Source organism: Amycolatopsis deserti, from assembly GCF_014653945.1.
Taxonomy (GTDB): Bacteria; Actinomycetota; Actinomycetes; order Mycobacteriales; family Pseudonocardiaceae; genus Amycolatopsis_E; species Amycolatopsis_E deserti.
Window position 1 is genome coordinate 1,144,115 of record NZ_BNAU01000002.1, and the last position, 15,551, is coordinate 1,159,665.

The following is a 15,551-nucleotide window of genomic DNA, read 5'->3' on the forward strand; positions in this document are numbered from 1 at the left end:
GACGTTCGGCACCCTTGCCGACCATATAATATATGTCATGGGTCACGGCCGACAGACCCGGGAAACGCGGGCCGCGGGCACGCCGGTTGTTCCCCGGCGATCACCGTCTCCGCCGCCACGCGGAACGACCGGCCGGCGAAGCCGGCTCTCCCCGTGCGGAGCGGGAAGCGGCTGCCCAGCAGGCCGGGCACGCCGGCACCACGGCGCCCCGCGTGCCCGGCAACGGCAGCCGGAAGCCGTCCGCGGCGATCCCGCGGCACTCCGACGAGTCGTGCCCCAGCGGCGCGCACAAGCACTGGCACCGCTCGACACCGACCCGTCGCCGCGGCACCGGAGGCTTCACCGGCTTCTCCGCTGCCCTCCGATGCGGGTGCCGCGCCGTCGGCACGGCCGGGCGGGGCGGCACCCGCCAGGCCGACGGGCAGGTCAGGTAGGTGCCGAGCACGAACGAGCGCAGCACGTCGAACTCCTCGGGGCGCGCCTCCCGCAGCGTGGCCAGGTAGGCCCCGGTGTCCTCGGCGGGAACCGCTCGCAGGGCGGACTCCACGATGCGCGGCGAGCGCGCGAGCATCGCCGCGATCACGTCCTCGCCGGGGACGTCGGCCGCCAGCCCGGGGAGGACGACCTCACCCAGGATGGCCAGCTTGTCCCGCAGTCGTCGGTGGTCCGGTGCCATCGGACAGCGTTTCCCTTCGCAGCGCCACGCGCCGGGCCCTCAGTCGAACAGCACGACTCCCCGGATGTTCTTGCCCTCGTGCATGTCCCGGTACCCCTGCGCGATGTCGTCCAGTGTGTACGTCCGGGTGATCATCTCGTCGAGTTTCAGCGTGCCCTCCTGGTAGAGCCGGAGCAGCCGGTGGACGTCCCGGTTCCCGCTCGTGGCACCGAAACACGTGCCCTCCAGTCGCTTCTGGAAGAGCGTCAACTCGAACAGGTCGAGCGGCACGTCGCTGACCCGGTGCGGCCCGACCGCCGTGGTCACCACGATGCCCGCCTTGCGGACCGCCCCGAGCGCCTGGCCGACGTACTCCGGCCGCATGACCCCGACCGTGATGACGGCGGCGTCGGCACCCTGCCCGTTGGTGAACTGCTTGGCGAGCTCCGTGGCCTCCGCCATCGACTCGACCGCGTGGGTGGCCCCGAACACCGGCGCCTGTTCCCGCTTGAAGGCCACCGGATCCACCGCGATGACGTTCGACGCACCCGCGTGGACGGCACCTTGCAGCGCGCTCGCGCCGATCCCGCCGATGCCCATCACGATCACCGTGTCCCCCGGCTGGACGCGGGCGGAGTTGACCGCCGAGCCCCAGCCGGTGCTGACCCCGCACCCGACCAGACACGCCTTGTCCAGCGGGATGTCCGGGTCGATCTTCACCACCGACGCCAGCGACACCGTCGTCGTCTCGGTGAAGGTGGAGATACCGCACATCTGGCCGACCGGCGTGCCATCGGTGGTGTGCAGGCGGTAGGTGCCGTCGGTGAACCGGGGGCCGGCCAGGATGCCCGCCGCCAGGTCGCACAGGTTCGACGCTCCGGCGGCGCACCACCGGCAGTGCCCGCACGAGGGAATCGCGGAGAAGATGACGTGATCGCCTTCCTCGATGCCCTTGGTGTTCGGCCCCACCTTCGTCACGACGCCCGCACCTTCGTGCCCCAGCGCGAAGGGGTAGGTGCCGACCGGGATGTCCCCCGTGGCGTGGTGGTCGTCCGAGTGGCACAGCCCCGAGGCGACGAGCCGCACCTGCACCTCGTCCGGATAGGGGTCGTCCAGCTCCAGGTCGACCACCTCCAGCTCACCGGGCGCCTGCCGGATCACCGCTCCACGTGTGTACACCCGTTGACCTCCTTCATGCGTCGAGCAGCGTGACCACGGACTTGGTCTCGAGGTATTCCCCGATCGCCTCGGGTCCGTTCTCCCGGCCCCAGCCGGACTGCTTGTAGCCCCCGACGGGCATCTGCACCCCGCCGGCGCGGTGGACGTTGATGCCGACCCGGCCGGCCCGCAGCCGGCGCGCGATCGAATGGGCGCGCGCGACGTCCCGTGTCCACACGCTGGCGGCCAGCCCGTAGTCGCTGTCGTTGGCCGCGGCGACCGCCGCGTCGACGTCGTCGAACGCCATCGCGCCGAGCACCGGCCCGAAGATCTCCTCGCGCACCATGCGCATCGACTGGTCGACGCCGGCGACCACCGTGGGCTGGAAGAAGAAACCCTTGTCCCCGATGCGGGATCCGCCGGTCAGCACCCGTGCGCCCGCCTCGATCCCGCCTTCGACGTACCGGCTGACGCGGGCGAGCTGTCGCTGCGAGATCAGCGGCCCCAGATCCACGGACGGCTCCGTGCCGTACCCGACTTTGAGACCGCCCGCGTACTCCGCGATCCCGTGCACGAGTTCGTCGAACACGTCCCGATGGGCGAACAGCCGGGTGCCGGACGTGCAGATCTGCCCGGAGTTCCAGAACACGCCCATGGCGATGCCGGGAACCGCCGCGGCCAGGTCCGCGTCGGGCAGCACGACGACCGGGGACTTGCCGCCCAGCTCGAGGGAGACCTTCTTGAGGTTGCCGGTGGCGGCGCGCACGATCTGCCTGCCGACCTCCGTCGAACCGGTGAAGCTCACCTTGTCGATGCCGTCGTGGGCGGCCATCGCCGCCCCGACCGGCAGCCCGTACCCGGTGACGATGTTGACCACGCCGTCCGGCACGCCGGCCTCGAGCAGGATCCGTCCGAGCGCGAGCGTGGTGAGCGGCGCCTCCTCCGAGGGCTTCAGCACGCACGAACACCCGGCGGCCAGAGCCGGGGCCAGCTTCTGCGACACCGCGATCATCGGCGCGTTCCACGGGACGATCAGACCGGCGACGCCGACGGGCTCACGCAGCGTGTACCCGTGCAGGCGCCGCTCGGCCGTGCCGACCTGGACGCTCCGGCCGTCGATCTTGTCCGCCCAGCCGGCGAAGTACCGGAACTGGTTGGCCGCTTCACCGGCCATGATCCGCGCCTGGGACACCGGCATGCCCACGTCCAGGCTCTCCAGCCGGGCCAGCTCGTCGGCGCTCGCCTCGATCAGGTCGGCGACGCGCCACAGGACCACCGCCCGCTGGGCGCCGGACAACCGCAGCCAGCGCTCGTCCTCGAACGACCCGCGGGCCGCTCGCACCGCCGCGTCGACGTCCGCGAGGTCGCCCTCGCCGGCTTCCGCGACGACCTCACCGGTGCCGGGGTCGAGGACCGGGAAGGTCTTCCCGGAAGCCGCCGGAACCCAGGATCCGCCGATGAGCATCCGTCCCGGGTCGACCAGCCGGACGGGGTGCGTACCGGTACGCGTCATGTCAGTGCACCGCCGCGAACATCAGCCGCTGGTCGTCGGCCTCGGCAGGGTCGAACTCGGCCGCGATGCTGCCCTGCCGCGCCACCAGGATGCGGTCGGACAGCGCGCGGATCTCCGGCAGGTAGGACGAAATCACCACCACGGCCACGCCCTCGTCGGCGAGCGCCCGGATCATCGCGTGGATCTCCACGATCGTGCCGAGGTCCACGCCGCGGGTCGGCTCGTCGATGATCGCCACCAGCGGCTTGCGCGTCAGGCCCTTCGCCAGGACCACCTTCTGCTGGTTGCCGCCCGACAGCTCGACGAGCTTCGCCCGGTCGGGCTGCAGGGTGCGCACCTGGAACCGTTCCACGAACCGCTTCGCGAGGGACTTGCGCTCCCCCGGCCGCAACAGGAACGGCAGGCGCGCCGAGCCGCAGATGTGGCCCAGGTGGATGTTGTCCGCGATGCTGAAGTGGCTGAAGAACCCGGACGCCTTGCGGTCCTCGGTGATGTAGACGACGCCGGCCTTGCGGGCCTGCCGCGGCGTGCGGAACCGGACCTCGCGCCCGGCGACCCGGACCTTGCCACCGCGCAGCCGCCGCCGCTTCATGATGCCGCTGACGATCATCGCGACCTCGCTGCGCCCCGCGCCGACCAGCCCGTAGATCCCGACGATCTCACCGGGGCAGGCCGAGAACGACATGTTGCGCACCACCGGCAGCAGGGTGACGTCCTCCACCTCGAGCACCGGCGTGGGGTCCGGCGCCCGGCCCGGCGGCACGCGGCCGTACTCGACGTCGCGTCCCACCATCATCCGGACGACCTCTTCCCGGTCGAACTCCGGTTTGGACAGCGTGCCCTGCACCGCGCCGTCGCGCAGCACCGTGATCCGGTCGGCCTCGCTGAACGCCTCGTCGAGCATGTGGGTGATGAAGATGACCCCGATGCCGTCCCGCTTGAGCCGCTGCATCGACAGGAACAGCTGCAGCCGCTCCTCCGGCGTCACCGACGAGGTCGGCTCGTCCAGGATGACGACCTTGGCCCTGCGGTGCACCGCGCGCGCGATCTCCACCATCTGCTTCTGGGCCACACCCAGCGCGCCGACGGTCACTTCCGGCCGGATGTGGAAGTTGTGCGATTCCAGCAGCTCGCGCGCCACGATGTTGAGGTGCGAGAGGTTGTTGAACACCTTCTCCTGGCCCAGGAACAGGTTCTGGGCCACGGTCATCGACTCGACCAGCGACCCCTCCTGGTAGACCATGGCGATCCCGGCCGCGGCGGAGTCCTTCGGCGTCGCGAACCGCCGCTCCACCCCGTCGACGGAGAGGGTGCCGGCGTCGTGCGTGATCGCGCCGGAGATGATCTTCACCAGGGTGGACTTGCCCGCGCCGTTCTCGCCCAGCAGAGCGTGGATTTCCCCGGGGCGGACGTCGAAGCTCACGTCACGCAGCGCGTAGGTGCCGCTGTAGCGCTTGCTCACGCCGTCGAGCCTGATGACCGGCTCCATCTCGTCACTCCTCATCGTCGACCGCCAGCAGGTTCCGGTAGCCGCGAGCCGCGACCACCAGTTCCCCGCCACGCACCGCCACTCCGGTGACCCCGTGCCGCTCACCGTCCACCCGGGACTGCAGGCTCTCCGCGACGCGGCCGCCGGCGTCCATCCGGAACACCAGCCCGTAAGAGCGGGCCGGCGCCCACGGCTTGAGCACGCCGAGCACCCGCAGCTGCCCCATCTGCGGCGTGTCCGTGTAGGGATTGGTGCTGCGCAGCCGCGGCACGAACCAGTCGCGCGGCGCGACGGTCGCCGTCATGTCCGCCAGGACCTCGGGTTCGTCCAGCAGCAGCTCGGTGATGCGGTTGCGCACGTAGGGCGCGGCCGCCCACCAGCCGTCACCCGCCGCCACCAGGCGGCCTGGGTAGACCGGCAGGTTCGCCACGAACGGGCGCGCCCGGCCGGACAGGGACGCCACGGCCCGCCGTTCGATCCGGTGGTCCAGGCTCAGCGACACCAGCACGTCGCCACCGGGTGCCGGCTCGATCCCGGACGGCCAGGCCAGGCCCTCGGCCTCGACCCGCGCCGCCGCACCGTCCACCCGCACGATCCGGCCCGACCGGTCGCCGCGCACGAGGGCCCGCGCCCACCCGTCGGCCCGCTCCTGGATCGAACCGACCGTCAGCAGCAGGGAACCGTCCGGCAGCGCGGCGATGTCCGTGACGCACGACGACACCGCGTCGTCCGTGCACAGCTCCTCGGCGGAGCCGGACGCGTCCAGCGCGACCAGTCCGGTGCCCTCGACCGCGACCACGACCGCCTCGCCCACCGCGGCTAGGCTGCCGGCCGCGCCGCCGAACTCGGCCACCGTCCGCACCTGCCCGTCCCGCAGGGCGCAGACCCGGTTGCCGCTGGAGAACACGAGCGCTCCCCAGGCGGGCACCACGTCGTCCGGCTCGTAGGCGCCGTCCGGCAGCAGCACCCTGCTCTCGTCCAGGCGGCTGTTGGGGCGCAGCCCAGCCTCCATCGGCGGCACCGTGCGGTGCCGCGCCCACGCCGGGTTGATCCATTCCTTGATCGCCGCGACCGTCCGGTTCACCGCTCCACCTCCGCCAGGGGCCGGGCGGCACCGGCCGTGCCGGGCACCGCGGCCGGGTCGATCGGCCCGACGTCCTCGGGGTCGAGGGTGAGGCGGCCGACCCGGTTGTTGTTGACCCCGCACAGGTACAGCCGCCCGGCGCGCTCGTTGATCGAGGTGACCATCGGGTAGTTCGCCAGCGTCGAGTCCCACAGGACCTTCAGCACCTGTCCGCGCTCGTCGAACTTCAGCACGCACGACACGTTGAGCTGCGGGACCACCCAGCTGTCCAGCGGCACCTCCTGCGTCATCCGGCGCCGGAACGCGGGGTACTTCACCAGCAGGTCCGACATCGGGGTGCGCATCGACACGAAGGCCATCCAGTAGTTGCCGTCGGAGGCCCGGTTGATGTTGTCCGGGTGGCCGGGCAGGTTCTCCAGCACCGGCTCGAGCTGTCCCTGCTTCGGGCCGGCGATCCACAGCCGGTCCACCCGGCACAGCGTGGTGCTGGCGATCAGCACCGACTGTCCGTCGTGGGCGGTGCAGATCCCGTTGGGGAACACCAGGTTGGAGGCGACCACCTCGGTGCCGCCGTCCGGGTCGACGCGCACCACACGCCCGTTCGGCCGGGACTCCACCAGTTCGACCATGTACTCGGCGGCGTTGTACCGGGCCGAGAAGTCCGACACGTACAGGGAGCCGTCCGGGGCCACGTCGAGGTCGTCGACCGCTCGCAGACCCGAATCGTCGAGCAGCGACAGGCGGCTCCGGCGGACCTTGTTGGCGACCAGTTCCGTCTCGCCGTCCGGGTGGATCCGGTAGACGCCCATCCCGCCGACCGCCACCACGAGGCGGCCTTCGCGGTCCCACGCGTGGCCGAGCGGGAGCCCGCCGGTGCGGGCGAAGATCTCGCCTTCGGCGTGGTCCGGGCCGGGGAACCGCCAGATCCAGCCGCGGCGGTCACCGCAGTAGAGGTTGCCGGCGGGGTCCACCGCGCAGTCCTCGGCGCCCTCGATCTTGCCAAGGCCGATGGTCGGCGCGTCCGTGAGGCGGTTGTTGATCGTCCACACGGTGCCCGGCTCGGTGACGTCCACCAGCGGTCCCAGCGTGATCCGGCCCGGGTCGATCTTGAGTTTCTCCGCGGTGCGCTCGCGGTACTTGCCCCACTTCAGGTCGAGGATCGCGAACAGCAGCAGCACGGCCGCGAGGATCGCGGTGTAGTAGGAGCCTTCGAGCCCCAGCGCCACGGTGGCCTGCAGGATGACGCCGACGACGAGGATGCCGACGGTCGCTCGCAGCACCGAGCCGCGGCCGCCCTTGAGGCTGACCCCGCCGAGCACGACCGCGGTCAGCGCCACCAGTTCCCAGCCCTGCCCGACGTCGGCGTCGGTCCGGCCCAGGCGGGCGGCGGTGAGCAGCCCGGCCGTGCCGGCGAGCGCCCCGGACAGGAGGTAGACGCAGAACGTGACCCGGTCCACCGGGATCCCGTTGCGGCGGGCGGAGCGCCGGTCGGAGCCGACCGCCATCACCCACCAGCCCCAGCGCGACCGGGTCAGTCCCACGTGGACGACGACCAGCACGACGAGGAAGATGAACCACCCGGTCGGGATGCCGGCCACCGTGCCCTCGCCCAGGAAGTCCCACACGAGGTCGTCCTTGGGCAGGCCGAGCTCGAAGCTGTAGGAGCTCTGCAGCGCCGCCGCCGCACCGCCGAAGGCCACCAGTGTCACCAGGGTGGTGATGAACGGCCGCATCTTGAGCCGGGCGATCAGGAACCCGTTCACCGCGCCCAGCCCGGCCCCGGCCACGATCGTCGCGGGCACCACCAGCGCCATCGGCCAGTTCCAGGCCCGCGAGGCGACCATCGCGCCCAGGGAGGCGAGGCCGACGATCGAGCCGACCGACAGGTCGATCCCGCCGCCCACGAGCACGACGGTGAGCCCGATGGCGAGCAGCCCCTTCTCCGTCGCCTCGTCGAGGATGAGCGGGACGTCCACCCCGCCCACGGGCGTGGTCCCCCACACGATGACGCTGAGCACCACGGCCAGGGTCAGCGGGACCGCGCCTTCCATCCAGCGTTTTCCGAACAGGTCGGACAGGGTGCGCAGCGGCGCGAACCGGGCACCGGGGCCCTGTCCGGTGAGCGCGAACGCGTCCACGCCCGAGCGGGATTTGATCTTCATCGGCCTGGTCCTCGTCCCCGGATCACTGGCCCTTGTAGCAGGCGATGGTCGTGTTGTCGACGTTCGAGCGGTCCACCACCGCGTGCGAGACGTAGGCGACGCTGTGCGTGCTGCCCGGCGCCACACCGGTCTGGATCAGCTGCTGCGCCGTCACCACCGCCGCCGCGCCAACGCCCTGGACGTCGTAGGCGACCGAGGCGGTCACCTTGCCCGCCCGCAGCGCGTCGCACCACAGCGTGTCGGCGGCCATCGTGTAGACGCCGATGGAGTTCGGCCGGATCACGCCGCGGGCCGCCGCCTCGGACACGGCGTCACCGACGGCCACCGAGTTGAGGTCGTAGGTCACCATGTAGGCGCACAGGTTGTCCTTCTGCTGCTGCGTGATCGACGCCGCCGCCTGTTGCGCGGCCGCGTTCTGCCACTGGGTGTGGGCGGTGGCGACCACCTCGTAGCCGGCCGGGTCGGCCACGTCGTGCACGCCCTTGGACCACTGCAGCGACGCCGCGTCGTTGCCCGGGCCGTCGATGATCGCCAGGCGCTTGGCACCGCCGCGCTGGTCGCAGTCGGCGATGGCCCGCTTGGTGATGTCCTGCGCCGCGTGCACCACGTCGACGCCGATGAACGCGTCACCGAGCTGGCTGGACATCATGTTGACGACGATGGTGTAGATGCCCGCCTTGCGCGCGTCCTCGATCTGCTTGGTGAGCACGCCGACGTCGGTGTTGTGCAGGATCAGGACGTCGGCTTCCTTCCGCGAGATCAGGTCGTTGACGATCTTGACCATCTTGTCGGGGTCGAAGTTGGCGTCGTAGACCTGGAACTGCGCGCCGAGGTTGTCGAACGCGCGCTGCATCGACGCGCCCCAGTTCTGCGTCAGGTTGTAGCCCTTGTACAGGATCGGCACGAACGCGACCCGCTTGCCCTTCATGACGTCGTGCGCCTTCTGGTTCGCGTCGAAGAGCTGGGCGCTGTCGCCGAAGGCCTGGTTGCCGCCGCCCGGCGCGCTCCCGGACGAACCGCTGCTGCCGGTGGTGCACGCCGTCATCGCGACGGCCGCGGCGGCCGCGGCCAGCAGGGCGGTGATCTTCCTCTTCATCGTTGAAGCTCCTTGATCATCGGTGGTGGTTCACAGTTCGTCGGTCTTCGCGGTCTCCTCGTCCCGCGGGTGCAGCCAGGCGTCCAGCGCGATCGCGGCGATCAGCACGCCGCCGCGGACGAGGTCCTGCATGGCGGTGCTCAGGCCGTGCAGGATCAGCAGGTTGTTGAGCACGCCCACGAACAACGCGCCGGCCAGGACGCCGAGGATCGTGCCGCGCCCGCCGGACAGCGAGACCCCGCCGATCACGGTCACGGTGAGCGCGGTGAACAACAGCGGATCGAACGAGGTGACCGTGGTCTGGACACTGCCCTGGATGGACACCGTCACGTACCCGGCCAGCAGGGCCAGCAGCGCGGAGAGCACGTAGGTGAGCATCTGGAGCGGCCGGACGGGCGCGCCCGTCGAGCGCGCGGTGGCGAAGTTGTCCCCCATCGCGCGGATCAGGCGGCCCGGCGCGGTGAAGGTCACGAACAACCACGCGAGCAGGAAGACGGCCGCGGCGATCAGCACCGGCCGGGGCACGCCCAGAACCGAACCGTTGCTGAGCGCGGAGATCGCCGATCCCGGTGGCAGCGCGTAGAAGTTCTGGTCGAGCAGGAAGATGTCGACGCCGCCGATCGTCAGCAGGCCCGTGGCCAGCGTCGCGAACAGCGCGGGCACCTCGAGGTAGGCGACCAGGAGACCGTTGACGACGCCGATCACCAGCGCGAGCCCGGCCATCAGCAGGATCGCCTGCCATTCGGACATACCGCCGGACATGAACGCGAGCGTGGCCTGCGCGCACCCGAGTGCGACACCGGCGACCGACAGGTCGATGCCCTTGCCGAGGATCACGATGGCCAGGCCGATCGCCAGGATCCCGAACGCGGCCGACAACCGAAGCAGGCTCGCGAAGTTGCCGCCGGTGAGGAAACCCTCCGTGGTCAGCGCGCCGGCCACGCACAGCACCACCGTGATGACGAGGACGAAGAACCCCTGTTCGGCGCGGGCGAGCCGGTCACGGAGGGACAGGCCGGGCCTCGCGTCCGCCGCAGCCACTGCCATTGTGGACCTGCCAATCGTGTCGCGTGGAGTTTCCGGATGAGGGGACTCGCGGCGCGGTCGCCGCTGCCGGATTGCCGGGAAAGGTATATGGAAAATATTTTATGGTCAAGGCCGTCGGAGTGGCCCCTGCGCGGTACACCCGAACGTGGGACCTCGGCCGCGCGCTGTTCCATTGTGGACACCGCCGGAATCCCCGCGATCGCGGGGATTCCGGCGGTGACTGCGCGTCACCGCTCGACGTGCTCCCGGAGGAAGCCGGCGACGGCGCGCAGCCCGCGACGGTGCCCGGGGTGGGTGGGCAGCTGCAGGAACCCGTGGGGCGCGCCCGGCACCGGGACGAACCGGTGCGGGACGGCGGCCGCGGCCAGCCGGTCGGTGAGCGCGACCGACTCGCCGAAGAGCGGATCGTCCTCCCCGGCCAGCACCAGCGACGGCGGGAAATCCGCGCAGTACCGCTCGGGGTGCAGGCGCGGATCGTCGGTCAGCCGCCGCGCGTCGGCCGGTTCCAGGTACTGCTGCGTGTCCACCTCGGCACCGCCGAGGAGGTCGGCCAGCACGGGCAGCGCGCGGTGGACGTCGTAGATGCCGTAGCACAGCAGGGCCGCCGCGACCCCCGCCCCGTGGCCGGACGCCAGTGCGGCGGCGGCCAGGTTCGCCCCCGCGGAATCGCCCCCGACGAGCACCCGTGCCGGATCGCCGCCGAGACCGGCGGCGTGCTCCCGCACCCAGCCCAGGGCGTGCACGGTGTCCTCGACCGCCGCCGGGAACCGGTGCCGCGGCGCACGCCGGTAGTCGAGGACGACGGTGAGCAGGCCCAGCGCGGCGAGATCGGCCGCCAGCCTGCGGTGACTGGCCGGCGCGCCGAGCACCCAAGCGCCGCCGTGCAGGAACAGCAGCGTGGGAAACGGCGGATCCCCGAACGGCAGGTACACGTCGGCGGTCACCCGCCAGCCGGCGATCTCCCGCAGGGGAACGCCATGCGTGACGGCCGCGACCCGGGGCCCGTCGGCGTTGGTGTAGCCGTCGAAGGACGCCAGCAGGTCACGGACCGTTTCCCCGTCGCGCACCTTGAGCGTGCGCTGGAACTCCAGCAGGCGTGCCGGCACGCCGTCCACCGTGGTCACGCGCCCGGCGCGATCATCACGTGCACAGCGTCCTCCCCTGGCACGCGGCCGGCGAGGGTCTCGACGGCCAGCGGCACCTGCTCCAGACCGAACGTGTGCGTGTGCAGCAATTCCAGCGGGTACCGCCGCGACTCGATCAGCCGCAGCGCGGGCTCGAACGCGCGGATGTCCTGTGACCACAGGCCCTTCACGGTCAGCTCCTTCGTCACGATCCGATCCGGGGCCAGCCCGCTCACCGTCGCGCCCGACCCCTTCACCCCCGCCAGCACGACCGTCGCCCCCGGCTTGGCGATCTCGACGGCGTCCACGATCGGCTGGGTCGCCACCGCGGTCACGTCCACGACGACGTCCGCCCCCTCGCCGCCGGTGGCCTCGGCGACCGCGGCGACGGTGTCCTCGGTGTCGGCGACGACGGTGACGTCCGCGCCGAGCGTGCGGGCGAGCTCGAGTTTGTGCGCGTCCCGGGCGAGCCCGGTCACGATGACGCGGCCCGCGCCGGCCTCCCGTGCGGCGACCACGCCGGCCAGGCCGCGCTGCCCGCAGCCCAGGACCACGACCGTGTCCCCGGCCCGCAGGCCGGAGTCGTACGCGAACCACCGCAGGCCGGCGGCCATCGGCTGGTAGAGCGCGGCCAGCTCGAGCGGGAGGTCCGGGTCCAGTTTGTGCAGCACGGTCCGCGGGTCGAGGTACAGGTACTCCGCGTAGCCACCCCACAGGCCCGGTCCGGCGCTCGTGGGCAGGTAGCCGTAGGCGTTGATCGCGGCGCCGTGACGCGAACTGACGCAGCGGCGGTAGTTCCCGGTCAGGCAGGCGCGGCAGGAACCGCAGCCCAGGACCGGTTCGACCGCGACCCGGTCGCCCACCCGCACCCGCCACCGCCGCGCCGCCTCGGCCCCGATCTCGGCGATCGTCCCGACCGGTTCGTGGCCGGGGATCAGCGGGTAGGCGACACCGAGCGCGGCGAACCCGCCGTCGTACTGCTCGACGTCGCTGCCGCACATGCCGCAGGCGTCGACCCGCAGCAGCGCCTCGTCCGGCCCGATCCGCGGCAGGGGGAACTCCTGGATCTCGTAGCGGCGGTCGGCCACCTGGACCGCGGCCCGCGCCGTGGTCATCAGTAGGCCCGCGGCAGGCCGAGGACCTGCGTCGAGATGTAGTTCAGCACCATCTCCTGCGAGAACGGCGCGTTGCGCAGCAACCGCACCTCCCGCCACAGCCGCTCGATGTGGTACTCCTTCGCGTACCCGAAGCCGCCGTGCGTGGACAGCGCCCGGTCGCACGCCTGCCAGCCCGCCTCCGCGCCGAGGAACTTCGCCGCCGCCGACTCGGGGCCGCAGGGCTGGTGCGCGTCGAACAGCTCGGCCGCCTTCATGCACATCAGCTCGGCCGCCTCCAGCCGGATCCACGCGTCGGCCAGCGGGTGCGCCACCGCCTGGTTCTTGCCGATCGGCCGGTCGAACACCACGCGGTCGTTGGCGTACTTGGTGGCCAGCTCCAGCGCCGCCCGGCCGAGGCCGATGCCCTCGAGCCCGACCACCGTGCGCTCCGGGTTCAGGCCGTCGAGCAGGTAGTAGAAGCCCTTGTCGACCTCGCCGACCACCTCGTCGTCGCCGACTTCGAGGTTGTCGATGAACAGCTCGTTGGAGTCGATCGCGGCACGGCCGAGCTTCTCGATCTCCCGCACGGTGATCCGCTCGCGGTTCAGGTCGGTGAAGAACAGCGTCATCCCGTGCAGCGGTTTGTCCTCGCGGCGCGGCGAGGTGCGGGCCAGCAGCAGGATCTTGTGCGCGTTCTGCGCGTTGGTGATCCACACCTTCTGGCCGTTGACCACCCAGCCACCGTCGATCTTGGTGGCCTTGGTCTTGATGCGCGAGGTGTCCACCCCGGCGGTCGGCTCGGTGACACCGAAGGCCATCAGGATCTCACCCCTGGCGAGCTTCGGCAGCCACTCCCGCTTCATCTCCTCCGAGCCGTGCCGCACGATGGGCGCCGGCGGGAAGACGTAGAAGTGGATCGCCGAGCCGCCGCTCATGCCGGCACCGGACGCGGCGATCTCGGACATCATCACGCCGGCCTCGGTCAGCCCGAGCCCGATCCCGCCGTACTCCTCGGGGATCATCGCGCCCAGCCAGCCGCCTTCGGCGAAGGTCTTGACGAACTCCCACGGGTACTCGTGCTTGCGGTCCTTCTCCAGCCAGTAGTCGTTGTCGAACTTCCGCGCCAGCTCACGCGTGGCCTTCCGGACGATGTCGACGCTGCTCTCTTCCGCGGTCATCGGTGGTCCTCCTGCTCGGCGGAAACGGGGATGTCGGTCAGCGGCGTGGCCGGGTCGAGCGAGGACAGGTCGCCCACCGGCTCGCCCAGGTGCCGGGCCCGGATGGCGCGGCGCATGATCTTGCCGTTCTTGGTCTTCGGCAGCGTCGGCACGACGTGCAGCACGGGCGCGAAGGAGCGGCCCGCGTTGCGCAGCGCGGTCGCCTCCAGATCGGCCTGGTCGACGGCGCGCTCGCGCAGCACCACGAACGCGACGGCCCGCTGGCCGCGCTGCTGGTCCGGCACGCCGATGACCGCCGCCTCGGCGATGCGGCTGTCCTTCAGCAACGCCGTCTCGATCTCCGCCGGGCCGACCCGGCGTCCGGAGAGCTTGATCGTGTCGTCGGAGCGGCCGTGGATGCGCCAGGTGCCGTCACCGTCCACACTGGCCAGATCACCGTGCACCCAGACGCCGTCCCAGCGGCTCCAGTACGTCTCCAGGTACCGGTCGCGATCGCGCCAGAAGGCGTGCGTCATGCCGGGGAACGTGTTGCGCACGGTCAGCTCCCCGACCTCACCCACCACCGGGGCGCCGTCGGCGTCCAGGACGGCCGCGTCGACGCCCGGCAGCGGCCCGTTGAACGAGGCCGGTTTCATCGGCAGGAACGGGTAGCCGACGAGCAGCCCGCCGCCGACCTCGGTACCGCCGCTGTAGTTGATGATCGGGCGGGTGGACAGCCCGACCTCCTTGAACAACCACCACCAGGTCGGTTCGTCCCACGCCTCCCCGGTGGACACGAAGGAGCGCAGCGTGCCCAGATCGGCGAAGGACCCGTCGCCGCTCGCCATGATCGCCCGTGCGGCGGTGGGCGCGATGCCCTGCACGGTGACGCCGTTGCGCTCGACGATGTCCCACATCCGGCCGGGGTGCGGGTGGACCGGCACGCCCTCGATCATCACGATCGTGGCCCCGAGCTGGAGCGGCCCCATGATGAGCAGCGGGCCCACGAGCCACCCCATGTCGGTGATCCAGGAGACCACGTCGTCGTCGTGCACGTCGAAGCCGTAGGCGAAGTCGACCGCGGCCTTCACCGCCAGGCCGGCGTGGGAGTGCACGATCCCCTTCGGCTTGCCGGTGGTGCCGGAGGTGTAGACGATCGCGAGCGGGTCGTTGGACTCCGTGGCGGCCGTGCCGACCGGCTCCGGATCGGCCTCGAGCTCGTCCCAGTAGACGTCGCGCCCGGCACGCATCTCCACGCCGTGCGCGAGGTGGCGGACCACCACCACGTGCCGGACCGAGGGCGCCGATTCCAGCGCCTCGTCGGCGACCTCCTTCAGCGGCACGCGCTTGCCGCGCCGGGTGGTGCCGTCGGCGGTGACCAGGAGAACCGCCTCGGAGTCCCGCAGGCGCGTGGCCAGCGCCTCGGCGCCGTAACCGGTGAAGGCCGGAACGGCCACCGCGCCGATCATCGCGATGCCCAGGAACGCCACCACCGACTCCGGCACGACCGGCACGTAGAGCACCACCCGGTCGCCCGCCCGGACGCCGAGACGCGCCAGGTTCGCGGCGAACCGGCACACCTGCTGGGACAGCTGGGCGTAGGTCAGCGAGCGTCGCTGCCCGCTGTCGCCCTCGTAGACCACGGCGGTCTTGCCGGCCCGCTCGCCCACCGCGTGGCGGTGCGCGCAGAGCTCCGCGGCGTTGACCCGGCCGCCGGGGAACCAGCGCGGGAAGGGCTTGCCCTCGCTGTCGTCGCGGACCCGCTCGAACGGCTCGTCGAAGGCGACGCCGAGATCCTCGACCACCGCGCGCCAGAACCACTCGGGGTCCTCGACCGACGCCCGGTGCAACTCCTCGACGCTGTCGTATCCCCAGCGCCGCATCGCCGCCAAGAGGCGGCTGCGCTCGCGTTCCGCCGCGCCGGGCACCCAGGCGTACGCGGTGCCCGTGTCTTCGGTCACTGGCATGG

At 71.6% G+C, this 15,551-nt stretch carries 12 protein-coding genes; all 12 read right to left on the minus strand.

All coding sequences use genetic code 11. The annotated features are described in order from the left end of the window. Nucleotides 1-100: 100 nt before the first annotated feature. The 12 genes from IE290_RS13830 to IE290_RS13885 all read right to left on the minus strand — a co-directional run bounded on the left by IE290_RS13830 (nt 101) and on the right by IE290_RS13885 (nt 15,543). Complete coding sequence (locus tag IE290_RS13830; RefSeq protein ID WP_191244928.1) at nt 101-676, minus strand: hypothetical protein; 576 nt, start codon at nt 674-676, stop codon at nt 101-103. Nucleotides 677-715: 39 nt separating this feature from the next. Next, nucleotides 716-1,834, minus strand: a complete 1,119-nt coding sequence (locus IE290_RS13835) for an NDMA-dependent alcohol dehydrogenase (RefSeq protein WP_191244929.1) — start codon at nt 1,832-1,834, stop codon at nt 716-718. A 13-nt stretch (nt 1,835-1,847) separates the two neighbouring features. After that, nucleotides 1,848-3,326: an aldehyde dehydrogenase family protein gene (locus IE290_RS13840; protein ID WP_191244930.1), complete on the minus strand. Its 1,479-nt coding sequence runs from the start codon at nt 3,324-3,326 to the stop codon at nt 1,848-1,850. A gap of 1 nt (nt 3,327) precedes the next feature. Continuing rightward, the gene (locus IE290_RS13845; RefSeq protein ID WP_191244931.1) at nt 3,328-4,815 is read right to left on the minus strand and encodes a sugar ABC transporter ATP-binding protein; all 1,488 of its coding nucleotides are present in this window, start codon (nt 4,813-4,815) and stop codon (nt 3,328-3,330) included. A 4-nt stretch (nt 4,816-4,819) separates the two neighbouring features. Continuing rightward, nucleotides 4,820-5,899 (minus strand): hypothetical protein, encoded by a 1,080-nt coding sequence (locus IE290_RS13850; RefSeq protein ID WP_191244932.1) that lies wholly within the window; start codon nt 5,897-5,899, stop codon nt 4,820-4,822. Further along, a complete protein-coding gene (locus IE290_RS13855; protein WP_191244933.1) occupies nt 5,896-8,061 on the minus strand; it encodes an ABC transporter permease in 2,166 nt (721 codons plus the stop codon). The genes IE290_RS13850 and IE290_RS13855 overlap by 4 nt, the downstream gene beginning before the upstream one ends. Nucleotides 8,062-8,083: 22 nt before the next feature. After that, nucleotides 8,084-9,157: a sugar ABC transporter substrate-binding protein gene (locus IE290_RS13860; RefSeq protein ID WP_191244934.1), complete on the minus strand. Its 1,074-nt coding sequence runs from the start codon at nt 9,155-9,157 to the stop codon at nt 8,084-8,086. A gap of 30 nt (nt 9,158-9,187) precedes the next feature. Continuing rightward, entirely contained in the window at nt 9,188-10,198 is a 1,011-nt protein-coding gene (locus IE290_RS13865) for an ABC transporter permease (RefSeq protein ID WP_191244935.1), read from the minus strand. Between the two features lie 233 nt (nt 10,199-10,431). After that, the gene (locus tag IE290_RS13870; RefSeq protein WP_191244936.1) at nt 10,432-11,328 is read right to left on the minus strand and encodes an alpha/beta hydrolase; all 897 of its coding nucleotides are present in this window, start codon (nt 11,326-11,328) and stop codon (nt 10,432-10,434) included. Continuing rightward, nucleotides 11,325-12,443 (minus strand): zinc-dependent alcohol dehydrogenase, encoded by a 1,119-nt coding sequence (locus IE290_RS13875; RefSeq protein ID WP_191244937.1) that lies wholly within the window; start codon nt 12,441-12,443, stop codon nt 11,325-11,327. Before IE290_RS13875 ends, IE290_RS13870 begins: the two co-directional genes overlap by 4 nt. Then, nucleotides 12,443-13,603 carry an acyl-CoA dehydrogenase family protein gene (locus IE290_RS13880; protein ID WP_191244938.1) on the minus strand — a complete coding sequence of 387 codons (1,161 nt, stop codon included), beginning with the start codon at nt 13,601-13,603 and terminating at the stop codon, nt 12,443-12,445. Before IE290_RS13880 ends, IE290_RS13875 begins: the two co-directional genes overlap by 1 nt. Continuing rightward, on the minus strand, nt 13,600-15,543 hold the full coding sequence (locus IE290_RS13885) for an AMP-binding protein (protein ID WP_229874465.1): 1,944 nt from the start codon (nt 15,541-15,543) through the stop codon (nt 13,600-13,602). The genes IE290_RS13880 and IE290_RS13885 overlap by 4 nt, the downstream gene beginning before the upstream one ends. Nucleotides 15,544-15,551: the final 8 nt, after the last annotated feature.